Raw genomic sequence first — 22,843 nt, 5'->3', positions numbered from 1 at the left:
ATGCAAACCCAAGCCCTGATCACGCTCGCGCAATGGCTGTCGCCCAGCTTTCCCATCGGCGCGTTCAGCTATAGCCACGGGCTGGAAATGGCCGTGCAGGACGGCACCATTCACGATGCGGCCAGCCTTCAGGCGTGGCTGTCGGATATCATCACCCACGGTGCGGGCCGGACCGATGCGATCCTGCTGAACGCTGGCTTTGCGGGTAAGGGGGTGGACGAGGTAGATGCGCTGGCGCGCGCGCTGGCCCCCTCGTCAGAGCGGCTGACCGAGATGACCCAACAGGGCGCGGCTTTTGTGCGGGTGGTCAATGACGTCTGGGGGCATGACCTCCCCGACCTGACGCTGCCCGTCGCCTTTGGCGCGGCTTGCGCGGCGCAGGGGCTGCCCGTCGAACAAGGCGCGCAGCTGTTCCTGCACGCCTTCGTCAGCGCACTGGTCTCTGCCGCGATCCGCGCGGTGCCCTTGGGGCAAACGGACGGGCAGCGGGTGATCACCGTCCTTGCCCCGCTGTGCCACGACACGGTGACGCTGGCCCTGACCCAAACCATCGACGACATCGGCAGCGCCTGCTTTCTGGCAGATATCGCGTCGATGCGACATGAAACGCTTTACTCAAGGATGTTCCAGACATGACCTCCCCCCATGGACCGCTTCGTATTGGCATTGGTGGCCCCGTTGGCGCGGGCAAGACGACAACGACCGCCGCCCTGTGCCGTGCCATGCGCGACCGCTGGTCGATCGGCGTGATCACCAATGATATCTACACCCATGAGGACGCCGAAGCGCTCATGCGGCTTCAGGTCTTGCCGCAGGACCGGATCATCGGGGTCGAAACCGGCGGCTGCCCCCATACCGCAATCCGCGAGGATGCCTCGATCAACCTTGCCGCCGTCGCCCGGATGCGCGACCGCCACCCCGATCTGGACTGCGTGCTCATCGAATCCGGTGGCGATAACCTGTCGGCGACCTTCAGCCCCGAACTGGCGGATGTGACGCTTTATGTCATCGACGTGGCTGCGGGCGAAGAGATTCCGCGCAAGGGCGGGCCAGCGATCACCAAGTCGGATATCCTGATCATCAACAAAACCGACCTCGCCCCGCATGTGGGCGCGTCGCTAGAGGTGATGGACCGTGACGCCAAACGGATGCGCGGCGATCTGCCCTATCTCTTTGCCGAGATGAAACACGATAAGGGTGTGGCAGAGCTGCTGGACCTGATTGTCAAAATCGGCGGCCTCCGCCCGGTTCCCGAAAATTAACAATTTGCAATAATAACGGCGGAATTTTGCCCACAAAAATCCTGACGCTTTGTTTTTGGCCGAGAATCGCGGAATGTCTGCCGGACTTTACTGGGACAGTAAGGTGAGTGAAACGGGCAGCAGGACAGATAAATGAGCGTGAAACGCCAGTGGTCATCGAAAGTCGGAGTTCCTTTTTTGTGTGTGGCCCTGCTGATGACAGCAGCCTGCGCCCGCGGCCCGTCTGAAATTCAGACCATTGGTCAGGCGGGTATCAACCCCGACCTGCACGCCATGGCAATCCGCGAGGTGCGCGTTTTGCAATCCAAAGGGCAGCGCGTCTGGTGCGTGCCCTTCGCACGCAATGCCAGCGGCGTTCAAATCCGCGGCAATGCCAATACGTGGTGGGCGCAAGCCAACGGCCTGTACGAGCGCGGCAAAGAACCCGTCGTCGGGTCGGTCATGGCGTTCAAAGGCACCAGCCGGAACCCTATGGGCCATGTTGCCGTCGTCTCCGAAGTCGTTTCCCCGCGCGAGATCAAGGTCGATCACGCCAATTGGAAGCGCAACAAGATCTCGCTTGGGATGAGCGTACAAGACGTATCTCCGCTGAACGACTGGTCCGATGTGCGCCTTGAAAGCCAGGCCGGGTCCTACGGCAGCATCTATCCGATCAACGGGTTCATCTATCCCGATGCGAAATCCGCGCCGTCGAACGAGATGACGCAGCCCCCCGTGTTCGCATTTTCAGCGGCACCGACACAAAGCAACTGACCAATGGGGCCGCAGCGCCCCTCAAGGTTGCAAATCTGCTGACACTGGCGTTGGGTAGGCACATCTAAACATCAGGATGCCCCCAATGACCCAGCAGCAGAATGCCTCTTGGCAAATCACCAAACCCGCGACCCGCAGCCGCAAGGGGATCGTCGCCTCGCAAAGCCGTGTCGCGGCACAGGTCGGGGCGGATGTCATGGCGCAGGGCGGCAATGCGGTGGATGCGGCAATTGCCACCTCCTTTGCGCTTGGCGCGGCTGAACCCTGGATGAGCGGTATGGGCGGCGGCGGCTTTATGGTCGTGCGCATGGCGGGCGAAAAGACGGCCAAGGTCATCGAATTCGGGATGAAATCCCCCAAGGGGCTGGATGTCGCGGACTATCCCATCGTCGGCGGCAAGGCGGGCGATCTGTTCCCCTGGCCTTCGGTGCTGGAAGACCGCAATGTTTTCGGGGCCAAGGCGATTGCCGTTCCCGGTCAGGTCGCTGGCATGGGTCTGGCGCATGAAAGCTTTGCCACGAAACCTTGGGCCGATCTGCTGGCCCCTGCGATCAAGCTTGCCGATGATGGTCTTCCTGTGGACTGGTACACGCAGCTGATCCTTGGTGGTTCGGCCAAAGACCTCGCCCCCTTCCCCGCCTCGGCCGAGACGTTTCTGGACGAAGACGGCTTTCCCAAATCCTCTGGCTGGACCGCCTTGGGCGAGACGAAATGCGACCTTGGCCGTCTTGCCGCGTCGCTGCGCACCGTCGCCAAGGACGGACCGCGCGCTTTTTATGAGGGGCCTTTGGCGCAGTCCATCGTCGCCGATCTGCAAGCCGCCGGCGGGCACCATACGGCCGAGGATCTGGCGCAGTATCAGGCGACATTGGTCGACGCGATGCACTATGCCTACCGCGGGCACGAGGTCATCGCCACACCGACCCTGACCGCTGGCCCGACCATGCGCCGCGCCCTTGATCTGATGACCGCGTGGCAGCCCGGCACAGACGCCCCCGACGCCGAAGCGTTCATCGCTTATGACCGTGCCATCCGGCAGGCCAACCAGGAACGCTATGACACGATGGGCGATATCGAACATGAACCCGATCCGTCCTGCACCACACATTTCAGCGTCGTTGACGCGGCGGGCAATATGGTCGCCGTCACCCAAACGCTGCTGTCGATCTTTGGCTCGCGGATGATGCTGCCGCAATCGGGCATCCTGATGAACAATGGGATCATGTGGTTTGACCCTGAACAGGGCAAGCCGAACTCGCTTGGGCCGGATAAACGCTGCCTTGCGAATATGTGCCCCACCCTGCTGGAGCGTGCCGACGGTGCGCAATTCGCGCTTGGGGCGTCTGGCGGGCGCAAGATCATGCCCGCTGTGGTCGAACTGACCTCACTGCTGCTGGACTACGGGATGGATCTGGAAGCCGCCTTTCATGCGCCGCGCACGGATATGAGCCTTGCCGATGTGACCATCGTGGATCAGGCGCTGCCGCCGCAGGTGATCGCGACGCTGCACGACACGCTGGACAATGTGGTGACCGCGCCGCGCACGATCTTCCCCTATCACTTCGCTTGCCCCTCTGCCGTCGGGCGCGCAGGCGACGAAAATACCGGCGTGACAGAGGTGATGTCCGCTTGGGGGGATGCCGTCAGCGCCTGAAAGAGCGACGGGCAAGCATAGCTGCCTTGCCCTGCGCATCTGACAAAGAGATGTACATTTGCGTCACAACCGACTAGGGACGGGCGCAACACGTGGCTGGCGTATCCGCTTTTGCCGCGACGCGCGTATTTGTAGCGCGACATTTTCTCAGACAGGACAATCCCTTGATCCAAACCATCGCAGACGCGCTTGCCACCCAAGGCTATGATTCGCTTACCCCCGTCCAAGAGGCGGTTACCAACCCAGATCTGGTCGAAGCCGACCTTCTGGTGTCAGCCCAAACGGGGTCCGGCAAGACAGTGGCCTTTGGTCTGGCCATCGCACCGACCCTTTTGGGCGATGATGAAAAATTCGGACACGCCGGCGCACCCCTGGCGCTGATCATCGCACCGACGCGCGAATTGGCCATGCAGGTCAGCCGCGAGCTGACGTGGCTTTATGGCAAGGCCGGTGCGGTCGTGACCACCTGCGTTGGCGGCATGGACACACGCACCGAACGTCGAGCGCTGGACCGTGGCGCGCATATCGTCGTCGCGACACCGGGCCGCCTGTGCGACCACATCAAACGCAACAACATCAACCTGTCCGACATTCGTGCCGTGGTGCTGGATGAAGCGGACGAGATGCTTGATCTGGGTTTCCGCGAAGAGCTGGAATTCATCCTCTCCGAAGCGCCGGAAGAGCGCCGCACACTGTTGTTCTCGGCCACCGTGCCTGCAGCGATCGCCAAGCTGGCCAAATCCTACCAGCGTGATGCGCAGCGCGTCGAAACCGTGGGCGAAAAGAAACAACACGCCGACATCGAATACCGTGCGCTGAACGTGCACCCGCGCGACACTGAAAACGCGATCATCAACGTGCTGCGCTTTTACGAGGCGAAAAACGCCATCGTCTTCTGCAACACCCGCGCCGCCGTCGCACGCCTGACCACCCGCTTTACCAACCGCGGCTTTTCGGTCGTGGCACTGTCGGGCGAGCTCACGCAATCCGAACGCACCAACGCCCTGCAAGCGCTGCGCGACGGGCGCGCGCGCGTCTGTATCGCAACAGATGTTGCCGCACGCGGGATCGACCTGCCCAACCTCGAACTGGTGGTGCATGCCGATCTGCCGTCGAACTCTGACACGTTGCTGCACCGATCGGGCCGTACCGGTCGTGCCGGTCGCAAGGGTGTGTCCGCGCTGATCGTTCCCGCCAAGATGCGCAGCAAGGCAAACCGTCTGCTGGGCGGCGCCAAGCTGAAGGTCGAATGGGCCAACCCGCCCTCTGCTGAAGAAGTGAACGCCGAAGACGAAAAGCGTTTGCTGGCCGATTCCGCATGGTCTGATCCGATCCCCGATGATGCAGCGGGCTTTGTTGCCAATCTGGTCGAACAGTTCAGCGCCGAGCAACTGGCGACGGCCTTTGTGAACCTGTACCGTGCACGCCAGTCCGCGCCCGAGCAGCTGGCAGAGCCCGGCACCCCTGCCGACGAACGCCCCCGTGGCGACTTTGGCCCGTCGGTCTGGTTCTCGATCTCGATCGGGCGCAACGATGACGCCGAACCCCGCACCATCCTGCCGATGATCTGTCGCATGGGCGATCTGACCAAGGATGACGTGGGCGCGATCCGCGTGCAGCCCAGCCATACCTTTGTCGAGATCCTCGCGACCTCGGCAGATAAATTCACCAACGCGCTTGGCCCCGACATGAAGGTCGAAGACGGCGCGGTTGTGACCAAGTTGGACAAGGCCCCCGATCTGTCGCGCGGGCCCAAGCCCGGCGGCCGTGGCCCCAAACCGAACCGCGGCGGCCCCCGTTCCGACAACGGCCCGCGCCCCGATCGTGGCCCACGCCCCGACCGCGCACCCTATGACCCCGACGCACCACGTGCACCGCGCAAACCACGTGCGGCCAGCACCGAAGAAGCATCGGTTACCTACGACAAACCTCGCGGCCCGCGCCCCGACAAAGGGTTCGACAAACCGCGCGGCGACAAGCCGAAGTTTGACAAGCCCAAAGCCCCCAAAGGCGAACGCCCGCCCAAGTCGCACAAGACCGAACGGTCTCCGATGAAGCCCGGTGCCACGCCTAAACCCAAGTCTGCGGGCAAGCCCGACAGCTTCGACAAACCCGGCGGAAAGCCCAAAGCCAAAGCCGTCTGGAAAAAGGAAAAGCCAGCGGATCGTGGGGCGGACCGCCCCCGTGGCGACGGCAAACCAGCGGATAAACCGTTCAAGGCCCGCGCCGCTGACCCGTCGAAGCGCTTTGTCCCACCGGGTAAAGTGGGCGCGAAACCCAAGGGCGGCAAACCCTCGGGCAAAGCCGGTGGCGGCGATGCAGCCCCCAAACGCGGCAAGTCGAGCTTTCGCCCGAAATAAGCCGCAAGACCTACCCCCGGTCTAAAAACGGGGAAATACAGATCAATCAATCGCTTAGGGGCCGGAATTTTAATCAATTCCGGCCCTTTTTGCGTCTATCTTCCCCGTGCCGCCCCCCTATGTGGCAGGTTTTTCCTTTTCAGAGGGGGAAGTTGCTCCTAACAATCACTGCATATGGGCCGAAACAGACGCGTGGCGCGTTTGCGATGGGGCCTTGAAAACAGGGTGCTTTGCCACCCGCCCCCAATCCCAACCTCGGAAAGGTCACGCACATGGATGGTACATTTAGCGAAAACGATATCTCCCGTGTGGTCGAGGCAGATCGCGCGCACATCTGGCACCACCTCAGCCAGCACAAAGCCTATGAAACCACGGACCCACGGATCATTGTCGAAGGCAAAGGCATGCGTGTCTGGGACCAAAAGGGCAAAGAGCATCTGGACGCGGTGTCCGGTGGGGTCTGGACCGTCAACGTCGGCTATGGCCGTGAAAGCATTGCCAACGCCGTGCGCGACCAGCTGATCAAGCTGAACTATTTCGCGGGGTCTGCCGGGTCTATTCCGGGGTCGCATTTTGCGGAAAAGCTGATCGACAAGATGCCGGGCATGAGCCGCCTGTACTATTGCAACTCCGGCTCCGAGGCGAACGAGAAAGCCTTCAAGATGATCCGCCAGATCGCCCACAAACGCTATGGCGGCAAGAAGCACAAAATCCTGTATCGCGACCGCGACTACCACGGCACGACCATCGCGTGTCTGTCTGCGGGCGGTCAGGAAGAACGCAATGCGCAATACGGCCCCTTCACCGACGGGTTCGTCCGCGTCCCCCACTGTCTGGAGTATCGCAAGTTCGAGCAAGACGGCGCGCCAGAGGATAACTACGGCGTTTGGGCCGCGGACCAGATCGAGAAGATCATCCTCGCCGAAGGGCCCGACACCGTGGGCGGGCTGTGTCTTGAACCCGTCACGGCGGGCGGTGGAGTTATCACGCCTCCGGACGGCTATTGGGAACGGGTGCAAGAGATTTGCCGCAAGTATGACGTGCTGCTGCACATTGACGAAGTCGTCTGCGGCATCGGGCGTACCGGCGAATGGTTCGGCTACCAGCATTTCGGCGTCCAGCCCGATATGGTCACGATGGCCAAGGGTGTGGCCTCGGGCTATGCGGCGATTGCCTGTCTTGTGACGACGGAAGAGGTCTTTAACCTGTTCAAGGACGACGCCAGCGACCCGCTGAACTACTTCCGCGATATCTCTACCTTCGGCGGCTGCACTGCTGGCCCCACCGCCGCGATTGAAAACATGGCGATTATCGAGCGCGAAAACCTGCTGCAAAACACCCGCGACATGGGGCAGTACATGCTCGAAGAGCTTGAAGAGCTGTCCGACAAATATGACGTGATCGGTCAGGTGCGCGGCAAGGGTCTGTTCCTTGGCGCAGAGCTGGTCCAAGACCGCAGCACCCGGGTTCCCGTTGTCGAAGCGCAGATTCAGGCGGTCGTCGCAGACTGTATGGCGCAGGGCGTGATCATCGGGGCGACCAACCGGTCGGTGCCGGGCAAGAACAACACGCTCTGCTTCAGCCCTGCATTGATCGCGAAGAAGGACGATATTGATCAGATCATCGCGGCTGTGGATGGGGCAATGGGTCGGGTGTTCGGCAGCAAATAGGCTGCCGCTCCGGCACTTTGTTGCCGATCAAAATAATCTTACTGGAACCAAACCCGTCACATAGCGTTAAGTACTGAAGCTAGTATGGAGTATATCATGAAAAAGCTACTTTTGGTCCTGCCTATGGTTGGCGCACTCGCCGCTTGCGAAACGCAGACTCAATCTTCTGTCACCGGCGCTGCTGCTGGTGCGGCTCTGGGTGCTGTCGTCTCGGGCGACGATGACAAAACCAAAGGCGCCGTTCTGGGTGGCTTGGCTGGCGCTGCTGCAGGTGCATACCTGGGCCGCGGCAAAAACGGCCAGTGCGTCTACCAGAACTCCGCAGGTCAGCGTTACACGGCTGCTTGCCCATAAGCGTTTTCTGCTCCCGAAGGCAGATATTCACATTAGGCCTCGGCGTTTCGCCGGGGCCTTTTTTATGCGCTGACCGATTGGCTGGGTCTTGCCCACAAAAAAGGGCGGCTAGATGCCGCCCCGTCTTAACCGTGATTTTACCGCGTGATCAGTCAAGCAGACCCGCGTGCTGCAACCCGTGATCCACGAGCGCTTTGGTGGCATCGGTCAGCGGCACCAGCGGCAGGCGCACCTCGTCTGAACACAACCCCAGACGCGCCATCGCGTATTTCACACCCACCAGGCCCGGCTCGGTGAAGATCGCGTTGTGCAGCGGCATCAGCTTGTCCTGGATTTCCAGCGCCGCGGCATAGTCCCCCGCAAGGCAGAACGCCTGCATCTGGCTTAGCAGCTTGGGCGCGACATTCGCCGTGACAGAGATACAGCCAACGCCGCCTTGGGCGTTGAACCCGTGCGCTGTGGCGTCCTCGCCCGAGAGCTGGACAAAATCCGGCCCGCACAGCATCCGCTGGTCACAGACCCGCGCCAGATCGCCGGTGGCATCCTTGACACCGATGATGCGCGGCAGTTTGGCCAGCTCCGCCATGGTTTCGGGCAGCATATCAACGACCGAACGGCCGGGGATATTGTAGATGATGATCGGCAGACCGCAGGCCTCGTGGATCGCGGTGAAATGCGCGATCAGACCGGCTTGGGTCGGCTTGTTGTAATAGGGCGTGACCACCAGAACCGCATCGGCACCGACGCTTTCGGCGTGTTTGGCCAGACGGATGCTTTCGGTCGTGTTGTTCGAACCGGCACCTGCAACGACGGGGATACGACCCGCGGCGGCTTTGACGACTTCGGCGACAACGGTTTCATGCTCGGCATGGGTCAGGGTGGGCGATTCACCGGTGGTCCCGACAGGCACCAGCCCGTTCGATCCTTCCGCGATGTGCCATTCCACCAGCTTCTTGAGCGTGGCCAAATCCAGCGCGCCGTCCGTGAACGGCGTGACGAGTGCAGGTAGTGAACCTTGTAGCATATGCACGCTCCTATTCTTGCGTTGCTGGGCAAGCGCCCAATTGCTGATAGCGGCAAGTTGAGTTGAAACCCCCGCGCCGCGCCGTATGTTGCAAGGCTGTAGCCTTTGACCAGTAGGAAATGCAAGTGATGAGACGCGCCTTGGCGACGCTGACGATGGTTTTTGCCCTCGCCCTTCCGGCCCATGCCGAAAGGCCGCGTCCGCTGGGATGGGCGATGGACGCCATGCGCGCGGGCAGCTGGGAGAATGCCGCCCTGATCGCGCGCCGTGACGGGGCCGTTGCGGTAGATGTGATCGAATGGCACCGTCTGCGCGCCGGACGGGGCACCTATGACGAGGTGACAGATTTCCTTCGCCGCCGCCCTGATTGGCCGGGCGAGGCCTATCTGCGCAGACAGTCCGAAGAGGCCGTGATCCGCGAGGGTGACAAGGCGATACTGGAGTTCTTTACCGGTCAGGGCCCGCAGACGCCCGAGGGTGTGCTGGCCCATGCCGCAGCGCTGCTGCGTGCGGATCGTCTGGGCGAGGCGCAGGCGCGGCTGGTGCTGGCGTGGCGTACCCTGCCCATGAGCGGGAATGATCAGGCAAAGTTCATTGACGCCCATGGGCCTTTGCTGAAACCGCACCACGCCGCCCGTCTGGACGAGATGCTATGGCAACGGGAACACGCCGAAGCCCGCCAGATGTTCGATCTGGTCAGTGATGCCGACAAGGCGCTGGCCGAAACCCGCATCGCCTTGCAAAATCTGGACGGCGACGTAAACGCCCTGATCGACGCGCTGCCCGCCAGCAAGGCCGGTGATCCGGGGCTACAGGCCGACCGCTTCGAATGGCGTATCCGCAAAGGCTACGGCGACAGCGCCAAGGATCTGATGCTGTCGCAATCGGTCAGCGCTGCGGCCCTTGGTCAGCCCGCCGCATGGGCCAACCGCCGCCGCGCGCTGGCGCGGGATGAAATGCGCAATGGCGATCCGGCGCGGGCCTATCAGATGGCGTCGAAACACTTCCTGTCCGAAGGGTCACATTTCGCGGACCTTGAATGGCTGTCGGGCTATATCGCCCTGCGGTTCCTCAAAGACCCCAAGCTGGCGCTTGGTCACTTTCAGGCCCATGACGGCGCGGTCGAATCCCCCATCAGTCAAGGGCGTGCGGGCTATTGGCAGGGCCGCGCGTATCAGGCCATGGGCGATGCCGAGGGCGCGGCCAAAGCCTATGCCCAAGGCGCGAAGTTCCAATCCTCTTTCTACGGTCTGCTTGCGGCAGAGCGGGGCAATCTGCCCTTCGACACAAGCCTTGCAGGCGCGCCCCCTGAACAGGACTGGCGCACATCGGCGCTGGCACAGGCACCGCTGTTTCAGGCGGGGCTGTTGCTGCAAGCCTCGGGCGAGCTGTCGACCGCCGAACGGTTCTGGACCCATCTGGCAGAGCAGCTGATCACCGAAGACGCTGCCCTTCTGGGACAGGCCGCGATTGACGTGGGCCAGCCGCATCTGGCCGTGATGATCGGCAAACGTGTGGCGCAACGGGGCATCACCATCGCCGGCCCCTATTACGCGCTGCATGATGCGATCAAGCTGGACCTGAACATGGCCCCCGAGATGGTGTTGGCCATCGCCCGCCGCGAAAGCGAATTCGATCCCGTGGTCCAAAGCCATGTGGGCGCACGCGGTCTGATGCAGCTGATGCCCGCCACGGCCAAGGATGTCGCGCGCGATCTGGAGATCAGCGCGCTGCACACCACCGACCGGCTGACCGCCGACCCGGAATACAATGCTTTGCTGGGGTCCGAATACCTGTCGCAGATGGCGGGCCGGTTTAACGGGAATGTGGTCATGGTCTCGGCCGCGTATAACGCGGGCCCCTCGCGTCCGACGCGCTGGATGGACACCTATGGCGATCCGCGCGAGGGCGACATCGATATCGTCGACTGGATAGAGATGATCCCTTTTCGCGAGACGCAGAACTATGTGATGCGGGTGACCGAAAGCCTGCCCGTTTACCGCGCGCGCATGGGCAAAAACCCCCTGCCCCAACCCTTTACCGAGGAACTAACGGGCACGACCCTTTTGCCGTTCGCGCCAAAAGGTGAATAGCCCCGCCGCGACGATCAGCGCCGCCCCGATGGCGACATTGGGGCGCACGGTTTCGCCAAAGGCGCTGATGCCGATGATCGCGGCAAAGACCAGTTGCAAATAGGCAAAGGGCTGCACCGCGCTCGCCTCGGCCACTTCGTAGCAGCGGATCAACAGCCAGTGACCCGTGACACCGGTGATGCACAGGCACCCCATGATCAGCCAGTCACTGGCGATCATCGGCTCCCAATACCACAGCCCCGTGGCTGTCATCGCCACTGACCCCGTGACGCCGGTCCAGAAAAAGCTGGTGGCGGTCTTGTCCTTGCGCCCGACATAGCGGGTCAGCAGCCCGTAGACCGCGAACATCGCGGCCGCCACCAGCGGGATCACGGCGGCGGGGTCAAAGACGCTCATCCCCGGCTGTAGAATGATCAACACCCCGATAAAGCCGACCCCGATCGCCGCCCATCTGCGCCAGCCGACACTTTCCCCTAGGACGGGGCCGGACAGGGCGGCAACCAGCAGCGGATAACAGGTAAAGACCGCATGGCTTTCCACAAGGCCAAGGATCGTGAAGGCGACGATCATCACGCAGATCTCGGCCGCCAGCAGCAGACCGCGGAATATCTGGAGCACCGGCTGGCTGGTCCGCGCCGCCGCCCGCAGCCCACCTGCATGGCGTTTGGCCAGCGCGATCACAAAAGCCGCGAAGAACCAGTAGCGGATCATCACCACCATCATCACGTTGTATTCAGAGGCCAGATGCCGCGACAGCCCGTCCTGCACCGCAAACACAAAGGTCGTGATCACCATCAAGGTGATGCCAAGCGGGATATTGTTCGACTGCGCCGCAGCCGCTGCGCGGTTGGTGGCCATGCTCATACGCGCACAGCCCGCGTCATGTGCCGCTTGCGTCCATAGCCGGTTGTGCGCTCAACCGCGAAGCCCGCGCTTTCCAGCGCACGACGGACTGCGCCAGCGGCGGTATAGGTCGCGGCCGTGCCGAACGGTGCCGTGTGCCGTGCTACATCGTGCAGCAGCTCTGGCTCCCACAGCTCGGGGTTTTTGGCGGGGGAAAACCCGTCAAGAAACCACGCATCTGCCAGACCGTCCCACGCGGGCACCGCACGTCGCGCATCGCCGATGACAACAGTCAGCACCACATCACCAAAGCGCATCTCTCCACCCTCGGGCGACCAGGCGTCCAGCAGCGCGTCGCGCTTGCCATCGAAGTCAGGAAAGGACCGATGCGCTTGGGCCATATCCTCGGACGACATCGGGAAGGCTTCGAAGGAGGTGAAATGCAGCGTGCCCTTCGCGCCGTGCCGCGCCCACGCGTCCCAAGCCACGAGAAAGTTCAGCCCCGTGCCGAAACCCAACTCTCCGATGCGGAACCCGTCGCGGAAGCGGTTGGTCAGGTCATTCCCGTCGATAAAGACATGCTGCGTTTCCTCTACCCCGTTGTCGAGACTGAAGTACGGGTCGTCGAACTTGGAGGACACGGGCACACCGCTGTCTTTCCATTCGATATCAGCTGTCTGGTTCTCCATGGGATGGCCTTGTGCTATGGGCGATGCCGAACACTGCGCAAAAAGGGCAAGGATTGGCAATGGCCGAAATCACGATACGCGGCGCGGGGATATTCGGGCTATCCGTGGCATGGGCCTGCGTGCAACGCGGCGCGGTTGTGCAGGTGATCGATCCGAATGGGCCCGCCGCAGGCAGCAGCGGCGGCATCGTCGGCGCACTGGCCCCACATGTGCCTGAAAACTGGAACGCCAAGAAAGCCTTTCAACGCGACAGCCTGCTGATGGCCGAAGGGTTCTGGCAAGCGGTTGAACAGGCAGGCGGTGGCAACGCGGGCTATGCCCGCAAGGGGCGCCTGCAACCCGTGGCCGATGACGCGGCATTGGCACTGGCACAGCAGCGGGCCGAAACCGCCAAGGCGCTGTGGCAGGGTCAGGCCACATGGTCCGTGATCCGCGCGAGTGACACCCCGTGGCAGCCCGACAGCCCCACCGGCTGGCTGATCCACGACACGCTAAGCGGTCTGATCCACCCCCGCCACGCCTGCGACGCGCTGGTGCGGGCACTGGCGGCCAAAGGCGTGACCGTGCAGTCGGAAGGCGAAGATCGCGGACAGGTGCTGTGGGCGACGGGCGTCGCGGGGCTGACGCAAATGACCGCCAATCACAGCCGTCTGGTCGGCGCAGGCGTCAAGGGTCAGGCAGCGCTGCTGGACTATGACGCGCGCGGCTTGCCACAGCTTTTTGCGGGCGGTGTGCATATCATCCCGCATAGCGATGGCACCACCGCCATCGGATCAACGACAGAGCGCGCGTATACCTCGCCCACCGAGACGGACGCGCAGCTTGATGATGTGATCGCCGCCGCACACGCTGCAGTGCCCGTGTTGCGAGATGCGCCGGTGATCACCCGCTGGGCCGGCGTGCGCCCGCGCAGCCGCAGCCGTGCCCCGATGCTGGGGCCCTTGCCCGACGCTCCGGGGCAGTTCGTGGCCAATGGCGGGTTCAAGATCGGGTTCGGCATGGCCCCCAAAGTGGCCGATGTCATGGCCGATCTGATGCTGGACGGGCGCGATACCATCCCCGATGGGTTCCGCGTCGAAGACAACCTCTAGCGCCGCGGCGGCCCGTCAGCCCCCTAAGGCACCTCTTAAACGCAAAAGGGCCCCGGCAGATGCCGAGGCCCTTTCACGTTCATGTCGCCAAGGCTTAGGCAGCGTTTGGCAGGATCACGATTTCAACGCGGCGGTTTTGCGCTTTGCCCGCTGCGTTCAGGTTGCTTGCCACCGGCTGGCTTTCGCCACGGCCCACGGATTGGATGCGGCTACCGGGAACGCCGTTCGACACCAGCACATTCGCAACGGCGCGCGCACGGCCTTCGGACAGCTGCTGGTTATAAGACGCTTCGCCATCGCTATCGGTGTGACCGACGATTTGCAGCGTGGAGTTGCTGTAGACGTTCACGTTCCGCGCCAGTGCGGCCAGATCGTTTTGCATACCGGCCTGAACCTGCGTGCTGTCTGTCGCGAACAGGATGTCCTGCGGCAGGGTCACGATCAGACGGTCACCTGTGTTGGTGATGATCACGTCGGAATCCAGCTGACGGCGCAGGTCGGCCTCTTGCTTGTCCAGCGAATAGCCATAGCCAGCACCCAATGCACCGCCAGCGACCGCACCGGCCAAGGCACCTTGCGCACGGTTGCCGTCGCCTTTGGACAGCGCACCGATCACAGCACCGGTACCTGCACCGATCAGCGCACCGTTACGTGTGTTGGCGTTCGGGTCGTTGGGGTTGCCGCCAATCGGACCGGGTTCACAAGCAGCCAGCGCCAGAACGCTTGTCAGAGCTACAGCAATGGAGGTTTTCGAAAGTGTCATATCTTATTCTGCCTTTAAGTTGTGGCCCCGTTCGGGCGAGGCAATCGTCACATAACGCTTTACACCAGCCTTTGTTCCCGTTGAACCGGCAGCTTCAAACCCATAGGCAGCAACCCGCCGATACCCTCACGCGTCGACGCGGGCGGATTCAAAGGCCAGCATGGCGCGTTTGACCGGCAGCCCCCAGTGATAGCCCCCTAGCCCACCGGATTTGCGCAGGGCGCGGTGGCAGGGGATCAACCAGCTGATCGGGTTACGCCCCACCGCCGTGCCCACAGCGCGGACCGCTTTGGGCGTGCCGATGGTCTGGGCGATTTCGGAATAGGTGGTCACATGACCCGACGGGATCGCCAGCAAAGCCTCCCACACCTTGATCTGGAAGGGCGCGCCGATCAGATACATCGGGGCTTTGTCGGTCCCGTCTCCCTGTAGGCCAAAGGCAATCTGCACCCAGTCGCGTAGCACCGCCGGATCCTCGCGGAATGTCGCACCCGGCCAGCGACGGCATAGATCCTCCATCGCGGCCTCGGTGCCCATCTCGGCCGAGAAAGCCAGCCCGCAGATCCCCCGTGGCGTGCCCATGACCAGTGCCGGGCCAAAGGGGCTGTCGAACCACCCCCACGAGATCACAAGCCCGTCGCCCTTGCGGGCGAAATCGCCGGGGCTCATGGCTTCCCACCGCAGGAACATGTCATGCAGCCGGCCAGAGCCGGACAGCCCCAGCTCGTGCGCCGTGTCGAGCGTGGTAAAACGGTCGCGCAGCAGCGATTTGGCGTGATCCAGCATCAGGTATTGCTGATAGCGTTTCGGCGACACCCCCACCCACTGCGAGAAGAGCCGCTGGAAGTGCGCCGGGCTCATCCCCATTTCGCCCGCGATCTGATCCAGTGCCAGCGGGTCCGCGGCGGCATCGATCAGATCAATCGCCCGCCGCATCACACCGTAGTGATAGGCGCTGCCGTCCGCGATGGCGGCATCTTCGGGGGCGGTGGTTTGGGGCGTGTGCTGTGCATGTGTCATAGGGGCAGACTACGGCAGGCCCCGCCCCCGCGCGACCCGAAACATGCGCCAAATGACGCAGCCCCCTGCCGCAGCGACGCCCGTAAAATCCGCCGCGCGCGGCTTGCCCTGAGAGGCGAAACCACGCATACCCTTGGCGCATGGCCAAAACCCTTGATTATCACACGATCCGCGAGATCTTCACCCGCTTTCAGGACGCCGAGGCGGAACCGAAAGGCGAGCTGGATCACACCAACGTCTATACGTTGCTGGTCGCTGTCGCGCTGAGCGCGCAGGCCACGGATGCGGGGGTAAACAAGGCTACCAAATCCCTGTTCGAGATCGTCGAGCACCCGCAGCAGATGCTGGACCTCGGGCTGGAAGGGCTGACCGAACATATCAAGACGATCGGCCTGTTCCGCCAGAAGGCCAAGAACGTGATGAAGCTGAGCCAGATTCTGGTGGATGACTATGACGGGGTCGTACCCAACAGCCGCGCGGCGCTGCAATCATTGCCCGGCGTGGGCCGCAAGACGGCGAATGTTGTGCTGAACATGTGGTGGCACTATCCGGCGCAGGCGGTGGACACGCATATCTTTCGCGTCGGCAATCGCACACGCATCGCCCCCGGCAAAACCGTCGATACCGTAGAACGCGCGATCGAGGATAATATCCCTGTCGATTTCCAACACCATGCCCACCACTGGATGATCCTGCACGGGCGATACCATTGCAAAGCACGCAAACCCCTATGCAGAACCTGCATCATCCGTGACCTTTGCCCCTATGAGGAAAAAACCGAATGACCCAATACGAAGTGGTTGGCATCGGCAACGCTGTTGTCGATGTGATCTCGCATGCGGATGACGCGTTTCTGCAAGATAACGGCATCGAAAAAGGCATTATGCAGCTGATCGAGCGTGACCGCGCCGAAAACCTGTATGCGACAATGCAAGACCGTCTGCAGACCCCCGGCGGGTCGGTCGCCAATACCATTGCGGGCATCGGCGCGCTTGGCTTGCCCACGGCCTTTATCGGGCGGGTGAATGACGATGATCTGGGGCAATTCTATGCCAAGGCGATGACAGACATCGGCATTGATTTTGTCAACGCGCCTGTGACCGGGGGCGAGAACCCGACCTCGCGCTGCATGATCTTTGTGACCCCGGACGGGGAACGCTCTTTGAACACCTATCTTGGGATCTCCACGGGGCTTACCTCGGACGACGTTCCGCAGGCGGTGGCCTCCAGCGCCAAGCTGATGTTCCTCGAAGGCTACCTTTTTGACCACGACGCCGGCAAAACCGCCTTCCGCGAAGCGGCGCGCGCGGCGACGGCGGGCGGCGGCATGGCGGGGATCGCGATTTCCGACCCCTTCTGCGTGGAACGCCATCGGGATGACTTCCTCGCGCTGATCGAAAACGATCTGGGTTACGTCATCGGCAACGAGGCCGAGATCCGCGCCCTGTGGGAAACCGACGATCTGGAAGACGCGCTGACCCGCACGGCGGCGATCTGTGACACGGTCGTCTGCACCCGGTCCGGCGACGGCGTGACGCTGATCCGCAAGGGCGAACGTGTCGACGTACCGGTGACCAAGGTGACCCCCGTGGATGCCACAGGTGCCGGCGATCAATTCGCGGCGGGGTTCCTCTATGGCATGGCCACGGGCCGCGACCTCGAGACATGCGGCAAGATGGGCAACATCTGTGCAGCCGAGGTTATCAGCCACATCGGCCCGCGCCCGCAGACCTCGATGATGGAGCTGTTCAAGGAAAAAGGGCTGGTCTGATGCTGACCGACGGATATCACGACGTACCGCTTGGCAAACTGGCGATGGTTGTCACACATCTTGAGATGCGCGAGGCCGCCCCCCTGCGGGATGTCCCCGCCCCCGAGGGCGTGACCCTGCGCGCATTGACCCCGACACTGGACTGGTACCGTGATATCTTTCGGCGGGTCGGACAGGATTGGCTGTGGTTCGGGCGGCTCACAAAAACCGACGCCGAATTGCAGGCGCTGTTGTCGAATGCGGACACGCAGTTTTTCACGCTGACCAAGGACGGTAGCGACGAGGCGCTGCTCGAGCTTAAGTTCACGGCTGATGGCACGTGCGAGCTGGCCTATTTCGGACTGACCCCCGCGCTGATCGGGTCGGGTGCCGGGCGCTACCTGATGAACCACGCGATCCGCGCGGCTTGGGCGCGGCCGATCTCGCGGTTTCATCTACATACCTGCACGCTCGACAGTCCGCAGGCGCTGTCCTTTTACATCCGCAGCGGGTTTACCCCGTTCAAGCGGCAGGTCGAGGTCGCGGATGATCCGCGGCTGATCGATCTGCTGGACAAGGACGCAGGGGCGCATGTGCCGACCATCGGCTAGCGCCCCCGTGGCTCACCCCATCCGTTCAGAGGCGTAAGACCCCGGCGAGGCAGGGAAGACCACCGTCTTGTTGCCATTCACAAACACGCGCCGGTGGATATGCGCGTGAATGGCCCGCGCCAATACCTGACTTTCGACATCCCGCCCGAGCGAGACATAGTCTTCGGCGGATTGCGCATGGGTGACGCGCACGATGTCCTGTTCGATGATCGGCCCTTCATCCAGATCGGCGGTCACGTAATGCGATGTTGCCCCGATCAGCTTGACCCCGCGCTGGAACGCTTGCTTATACGGGTTCGCCCCCTTGAAGCTGGGCAGGAAAGAATGGTGGATATTGATGATCCGTCCCGACATCTTCTGGCACATCTCGTCCGACAGGATCTGCATGTAGCGCGCCAGCACGATCAGCTCGGCCCCCGCGTCTTCGACCACAGCCATGATCCGCGCCTCGGCGTCGGCTTTGTTTTCCGGCGTGACCTTGATGCAGTGGAACGGAATGTCGTTGTTCACGACGACCTTTTGATAGTCCATATGGTTGGACACCACCGCGACAATATCGATCGGCAACGCGCCGATACGCCAGCGGTACAGCAAATCGTTCAGACAATGCCCGAAGCGCGAGACCATGATGACGACCTTCATCTTCACCGCCTCGTCGTGGAACTCATAGGCCATGTCAAAGGGCCGCGCCGCATCGGCAAAGCCGTCTGACAGGGTCGCCAGATCAACTTCGGCTTCGCTTTCAAAGCTGACGCGCATGAAGAAACCGCCGGTTTCCTTATCGTCGAACTGCGCACTGTCCGAGATGTTGCAGCCTTGATCGGCCAGATAATTCGCAATCGCCGCAACAACCCCGCGCGCAGAGGGGCAGGTCACGGTCAGGGCATATGTCTTCATCGGGATTTTTCCTGTGGCAAAGCGGTCCGACGTCGCGCGCCGATAGCCACCTGTTTCCTATCCGCCCCCGCCCCGTCAAGTTCGCGACAGCCGAAAAAGACACGCGACGCCCGCGCGGTCGGTCAAATCAGCACAATCGGTTTCCGATCATGCACATTGGCCCATATCCGCTACGCAATCGGGCAGACGGTGAACGCGGCCCGCCCCTTTGTCAGGCGTCGGCGAAATGCTCGACAAAGGCGTTGACCACAGCGGTATAGACCTCACGCTTGAACGGGACGATGTTGTCGACCAGTTCGCGCACCGGCAACCAGCGCCAGTCCGAGAATTCGGGGTGTTCGGTGTCCAGGTTGATCTCGTCATCCGACCCGTGAAAGCGCAGCAGGAACCATTTCTGCTCTTGCCCGCGGAACCGGCCTTTCCAGATGTTGGGCACCAGTTCGATCGGCAGGTCATAGGGCAACCAGCCCTCGGTCTGCGCCACCACCGTGACAGAACTTGGCGGGATGCCTGTCTCTTCCTCCAGTTCGCGCAGGGCGGCAACTTCGGCGTGTTCGCCCTTTTCGACGCCGCCTTGCGGCATCTGCCATGCGTCCTGATCCCGGTCCCGACGTTGCCCGACAAACACATGCCCGTCGGCGTTGACCAGCATGACCCCGACACAGGGGCGATAGGGCAGTCGGGCGATTTCTTCTGGCGTCATATCGGGGGCCTTTCGCGGCAAGAGAAGTCATACCGGCGTTAGCACGAATCCCGCGCCCATGTATATTGGCTTACGCAGCGTTGTGCGTGACAGAACCGCAGGCTTGGGGTGAACTGCCGCACAGAACGGTCCAGTACCCTACATTCAGCCCTCGAAAGGTTTGCCAAATGTCCGACTATCCGCACCTGCTTGCCCCGCTTGATCTGGGGTTCACGACGTTGAAGAACCGCGTGTTGATGGGGTCTATGCACACCGGGCTTGAAGAAACACAGGACTGGAACCGCGTGGCCGAATTCTACGCTACCCGCGCGCGTGGCGATGTGGGGCTGATGGTGACAGGTGGCATCGGGCCGAACCCCGAAGGGTCGGTCGCGCATGGTGCCGCGATGATGCTGTCGCAAAAGGACGTGGACAAACACAGCATCGTCACCGACCGCGTGCATGAAGCAGGCGGCAAGATCGCGATGCAAATCCTGCACGCGGGTCGTTATGCCTTTAGCCCCGACTGCGTGGCCCCCTCGGCGATCAAATCCCCCATTTCGATGTTCGCCCCGAAAGAACTGGATGCGGAAGGCATCGAAAAGCAGATCAGCGATATCGCCGCCTGCGCCCTGCGTGCCAAACAGGCAGGCTATGACGGGGTAGAGGTGATGGGCTCCGAAGGGTATTTCCTGAACCAGTTCCTCGTCACCCACACCAACAAACGGACCGACGAATGGGGCGGGTCGTACGAGAACCGCATGAGACTGCCAGTCGAGGTCGTGCGCCGCGTGCGCGAGGCCGTGGGCCCCGATTTCATCCTCATCTACCGTTTGTCGATGATCGACCTGATCCCCAACGGCTCAACCTTTGAAGAGGTCGTGCAGCTTGCCAAGGCGGTAGAGGCCGCAGGTGCCACAATCATCAACACCGGCATCGGCTGGCACGAGGCGCGCATCCCGACGATCCAGACCTCGGTGCCGCGCGCGGCTTTTGCATGGGTCACGAAAAAGCTGATGGGTCAGGTGAACATACCGCTGATCACCTCCAACCGGATCAACACGCCCGAGGTCGCCGAAGAGGTGCTGGTGGACGGCTGCGCCGACATGGTGTCGATGGCGCGGCCCATGCTGGCCGATGCCGATTTCGTCGCCAAGGCCGCCGCCGGAAAATCGGCCGAGATCGCGCCCTGTATCGCCTGCAACCAAGCCTGTCTGGACCATACCTTTGGCGGCAAAATCTCGAGCTGTCTGGTTAATCCGCGCGCCTGCTACGAGACTGAACTGCGCGTTGATCCGGTTGACGCGGCCAAGACAATCGCCGTGGTGGGCGCGGGGCCGGCGGGGCTCTCTGCCGCCATCACCGCGGCAGAGCGCGGCCATAAGGTCACCGTCTTTGACCGCGCAGCCGAAATCGGCGGCCAGTTGAACCTTGCCAAACAGGTCGCCGGCAAAGAGGAGTTCTGGGGCCTCGTCGACTGGTATCGGGCGATGGTCAAGAAATACGACGTCACCGTGAAGCTGAACACCGAAGTCTCGGCCAATGATCTGGGCGCGTATGACGAGGTGATTATCGCCACCGGCGTTATTCCCCGCGACCCGCAAATCCCCGGTCAGGACGCGGGCAATGTGGTCAGCTATATTGACATCCTGAACGGCACCGTCACCGCTGGTCAGCGTGTCGCTGTCATCGGCGCGGGCGGCATCGGTTTCGATGTGTCTGAACATCTGGTGCATGACGGGGACAGCACCACCACCAACCTGCCCGAATGGATGAAGGAATGGGGCGTCACCGACCCCGCCGATCACCGCTCTGGCCTCGCGCCCAAAGGTCCGCAGCCGCACGCCCCCGCGCGCGAAGTGACCATGCTGCAGCGCAAGACCACCAAGGTCGGCAAGGGCTTGGGCAAGACGACCGGCTGGATCCACCGCGCGTCCCTGACCATGAAGAACGTGCAGATGATCGCGGGCGTCAACTACGAGAAGATCGACGCAGAGGGCCTGCACATCAGCTTTGGCGAAGCGCGTGAAAAGCCGCAGGTGATCGCGGCGGATACGATCGTGCTTTGTGCCGGTCAACTGTCGGACCGGTCGCTAGCCGACGCGCTAGAGGTCAAGGGCATCCCGTGCCATGTTATCGGCGGCGCGGATGTCGCGGCTGAACTGGATGCGAAACGCGCGATTGACCAAGGCACCCGTCTGGCCGCTGCGCTGTAAGGTATGTCGACCAAAACGGGGCAGGCTGTCGTGGCCTGCCCCGTCTTTCGCCCGCGCCACAAGGGCAGCACATCTTGCGCCTCCGCGCCGGTCTGTCAAAATGCCCGGATCAATAGATGTTTCAGGGTGTGGCCATGCCAATTTGCGTTTTCGATATCTTTGCCGATGGCACGACCCAAGTGCCCACCGACACGCATCTTACGGGGCCGGGCATCTACCGCTGGTGGCACTTTGATCTGGCCGACCCGATGCTTGAACCCTGGGTCCGCGAACACTTGCATGAAATCCCCGCCGGATCGCTGATCCAGAAACAGACCCGCCCGCGCTGTGACCGCTTTGAAGGCGGGCTGATCCTGAACCTGCGCGGCATCAATATGAACGAAGGGCAGGATGCCGATGAAATGGTATCGGTGCGGATGTATGTGGATTCCGACCTGCTGATCACCGTGCGCCGCAAGAAGGTCTTTGCCATAGACGCCATCCGCCGCGAGGCCGAAGCGCAAAAGGCCCCTCCCAGCCCTGCCGAGTTCCTCGAAGCGCTCGTGGGTCGCCTGACCCTGCGGGTGCAGGAACACGTTGCAACACTGGATGAACAGGCGGAGTTCTTCGAGGATGACCTGGAGGACAAGAACACCCCGATGCCCCATGAGCTGCCCGAAATCCGGCGCAGCGTGATCCGGCTGCGGCGCTATCTTGACCCCCAACGCGAGGCGCTGGCCAAGCTGGCCGCCTTTGATATTCCGCTGATCCCCGACGAAAGCCAGCTTGAGCTGCGCGAGCAGGCCAACAGCGCGCTGATCGCGGTAGAAGAGCTGGACGAGCTGCGCGACCGACTGGTGTCGGTTCAGGAAGAGCACGACGCCAATATCGCGCAGCGCCAGGCGCGCCACGGCTATGTGCTGTCGGTCGCCGCGGCGATCTTTCTGCCGCTGGGGTTTCTGACAGGTCTGTTCGGCGTCAACGTTGCCGGGATGCCGGGGGTGGACCATCCTTGGGCGTTTACCATCCTCTGTCTCGGCATGGCGGGGCTGGCGCTGCTTATGTTTCTGGTCCTGAAACTGGTCCGCTGGATTTAGCCACTGCACGGCGCGCCCTGTTTCCCCGCCGCGAA

General features: G+C 62.4%; 21 protein-coding genes. 14 read left to right on the top strand and 7 right to left on the bottom strand.

Features of this window, described 5'->3' with window-relative positions:
- From ACTRWK_RS07055 to ACTRWK_RS07025, 7 genes are all read left to right on the top strand, one after another.
- Window positions 1–636, top strand: coding sequence for an urease accessory protein UreF (locus ACTRWK_RS07055; RefSeq protein ID WP_462843852.1), 636 nt, complete (start codon window positions 1–3; stop codon window positions 634–636).
- Window positions 633–1,262, top strand: coding sequence for an urease accessory protein UreG (gene ureG, locus ACTRWK_RS07050; protein ID WP_462843851.1), 630 nt, complete (start codon window positions 633–635; stop codon window positions 1,260–1,262). Before ACTRWK_RS07055 ends, ureG begins: the two co-directional genes overlap by 4 nt.
- A gap of 132 nt (window positions 1,263–1,394) precedes the next feature.
- Complete coding sequence (locus tag ACTRWK_RS07045) at window positions 1,395–2,015, top strand: CHAP domain-containing protein (RefSeq protein WP_462843850.1); 621 nt, start codon at window positions 1,395–1,397, stop codon at window positions 2,013–2,015.
- An 85-nt stretch (window positions 2,016–2,100) separates the two neighbouring features.
- Window positions 2,101–3,669: a gamma-glutamyltransferase gene (locus ACTRWK_RS07040; protein ID WP_289081545.1), complete on the top strand. Its 1,569-nt coding sequence runs from the start codon at window positions 2,101–2,103 to the stop codon at window positions 3,667–3,669.
- Between the two features lie 164 nt (window positions 3,670–3,833).
- The gene (locus tag ACTRWK_RS07035; RefSeq protein ID WP_037964758.1) at window positions 3,834–6,029 is read left to right on the top strand and encodes a DEAD/DEAH box helicase; all 2,196 of its coding nucleotides are present in this window, start codon (window positions 3,834–3,836) and stop codon (window positions 6,027–6,029) included.
- Window positions 6,030–6,301: 272 nt separating this feature from the next.
- The gene (locus tag ACTRWK_RS07030; RefSeq protein ID WP_009825899.1) at window positions 6,302–7,699 is read left to right on the top strand and encodes an aminotransferase family protein; all 1,398 of its coding nucleotides are present in this window, start codon (window positions 6,302–6,304) and stop codon (window positions 7,697–7,699) included.
- Window positions 7,700–7,795: 96 nt separating this feature from the next.
- Window positions 7,796–8,053 (top strand): glycine zipper 2TM domain-containing protein, encoded by a 258-nt coding sequence (locus ACTRWK_RS07025; protein ID WP_037944890.1) that lies wholly within the window; start codon window positions 7,796–7,798, stop codon window positions 8,051–8,053.
- Between the two features lie 148 nt (window positions 8,054–8,201).
- On the opposite strand, the gene dapA is transcribed toward ACTRWK_RS07025, so the two are convergent.
- Window positions 8,202–9,077, bottom strand: coding sequence for a 4-hydroxy-tetrahydrodipicolinate synthase (dapA, locus tag ACTRWK_RS07020; protein WP_289081544.1), 876 nt, complete (start codon window positions 9,075–9,077; stop codon window positions 8,202–8,204).
- A 119-nt stretch (window positions 9,078–9,196) separates the two neighbouring features.
- Here dapA and ACTRWK_RS07015 point away from each other — a divergent pair, with 119 nt between their 5' ends.
- On the top strand, window positions 9,197–11,170 hold the full coding sequence (locus ACTRWK_RS07015) for a lytic transglycosylase domain-containing protein (protein WP_081858765.1): 1,974 nt from the start codon (window positions 9,197–9,199) through the stop codon (window positions 11,168–11,170).
- On the opposite strand, the gene ACTRWK_RS07010 is transcribed toward ACTRWK_RS07015, so the two are convergent.
- Window positions 11,126–12,034, bottom strand: coding sequence for a DMT family transporter (locus tag ACTRWK_RS07010; RefSeq protein WP_051577598.1), 909 nt, complete (start codon window positions 12,032–12,034; stop codon window positions 11,126–11,128). The genes ACTRWK_RS07015 and ACTRWK_RS07010 overlap by 45 nt on opposite strands.
- Entirely contained in the window at window positions 12,031–12,702 is a 672-nt protein-coding gene (gene mnmC2 / locus ACTRWK_RS07005) for a tRNA (5-methylaminomethyl-2-thiouridine)(34)-methyltransferase MnmC2 (RefSeq protein WP_037943053.1), read from the bottom strand. Before mnmC2 ends, ACTRWK_RS07010 begins: the two co-directional genes overlap by 4 nt.
- A gap of 59 nt (window positions 12,703–12,761) precedes the next feature.
- Here mnmC2 and ACTRWK_RS07000 point away from each other — a divergent pair, with 59 nt between their 5' ends.
- Window positions 12,762–13,793 (top strand): NAD(P)/FAD-dependent oxidoreductase, encoded by a 1,032-nt coding sequence (locus ACTRWK_RS07000; RefSeq protein ID WP_289081543.1) that lies wholly within the window; start codon window positions 12,762–12,764, stop codon window positions 13,791–13,793.
- Between the two features lie 94 nt (window positions 13,794–13,887).
- Here the strand turns inward: ACTRWK_RS07000 and ACTRWK_RS06995 are convergent, their stop codons facing one another.
- Together ACTRWK_RS06995 and ACTRWK_RS06990 are read right to left on the bottom strand one after the other, a co-directional pair.
- Entirely contained in the window at window positions 13,888–14,556 is a 669-nt protein-coding gene (locus ACTRWK_RS06995; RefSeq protein WP_005851133.1) for an OmpA family protein, read from the bottom strand.
- Between the two features lie 126 nt (window positions 14,557–14,682).
- Window positions 14,683–15,576: a bifunctional helix-turn-helix domain-containing protein/methylated-DNA--[protein]-cysteine S-methyltransferase gene (locus ACTRWK_RS06990; RefSeq protein ID WP_289081542.1), complete on the bottom strand. Its 894-nt coding sequence runs from the start codon at window positions 15,574–15,576 to the stop codon at window positions 14,683–14,685.
- A 140-nt stretch (window positions 15,577–15,716) separates the two neighbouring features.
- Here ACTRWK_RS06990 and nth point away from each other — a divergent pair, with 140 nt between their 5' ends.
- From nth to ACTRWK_RS06975, 3 genes are read left to right on the top strand one after another with little or no spacing between them, the layout of a single operon-like run.
- The gene (gene nth / locus ACTRWK_RS06985) at window positions 15,717–16,361 is read left to right on the top strand and encodes an endonuclease III (RefSeq protein WP_037943046.1); all 645 of its coding nucleotides are present in this window, start codon (window positions 15,717–15,719) and stop codon (window positions 16,359–16,361) included.
- Window positions 16,358–17,347 (top strand): adenosine kinase, encoded by a 990-nt coding sequence (locus tag ACTRWK_RS06980; protein WP_037943043.1) that lies wholly within the window; start codon window positions 16,358–16,360, stop codon window positions 17,345–17,347. Before nth ends, ACTRWK_RS06980 begins: the two co-directional genes overlap by 4 nt.
- Window positions 17,347–17,937, top strand: coding sequence for a GNAT family N-acetyltransferase (locus ACTRWK_RS06975; RefSeq protein ID WP_037943042.1), 591 nt, complete (start codon window positions 17,347–17,349; stop codon window positions 17,935–17,937). Before ACTRWK_RS06980 ends, ACTRWK_RS06975 begins: the two co-directional genes overlap by 1 nt.
- Before the next feature lie 12 nt (window positions 17,938–17,949).
- On the opposite strand, the gene purU is transcribed toward ACTRWK_RS06975, so the two are convergent.
- Entirely contained in the window at window positions 17,950–18,834 is an 885-nt protein-coding gene (gene purU, locus ACTRWK_RS06970) for a formyltetrahydrofolate deformylase (protein ID WP_005851123.1), read from the bottom strand.
- 211 nt (window positions 18,835–19,045) lie between these two features.
- Complete coding sequence (locus ACTRWK_RS06965) at window positions 19,046–19,537, bottom strand: RNA pyrophosphohydrolase (protein ID WP_005851121.1); 492 nt, start codon at window positions 19,535–19,537, stop codon at window positions 19,046–19,048.
- Between the two features lie 167 nt (window positions 19,538–19,704).
- Here ACTRWK_RS06965 and ACTRWK_RS06960 point away from each other — a divergent pair, with 167 nt between their 5' ends.
- Entirely contained in the window at window positions 19,705–21,732 is a 2,028-nt protein-coding gene (locus ACTRWK_RS06960) for an NADPH-dependent 2,4-dienoyl-CoA reductase (protein WP_289081541.1), read from the top strand.
- Window positions 21,733–21,866: 134 nt separating this feature from the next.
- Window positions 21,867–22,808 (top strand): zinc transporter ZntB, encoded by a 942-nt coding sequence (locus tag ACTRWK_RS06955; RefSeq protein WP_009825887.1) that lies wholly within the window; start codon window positions 21,867–21,869, stop codon window positions 22,806–22,808.
- Window positions 22,809–22,843: the final 35 nt, after the last annotated feature.

This window comes from Sulfitobacter sp. G5_S2_6_S6 (assembly GCF_054968505.1).
This window is presented reverse-complemented; position numbering and strand designations above follow the sequence as displayed.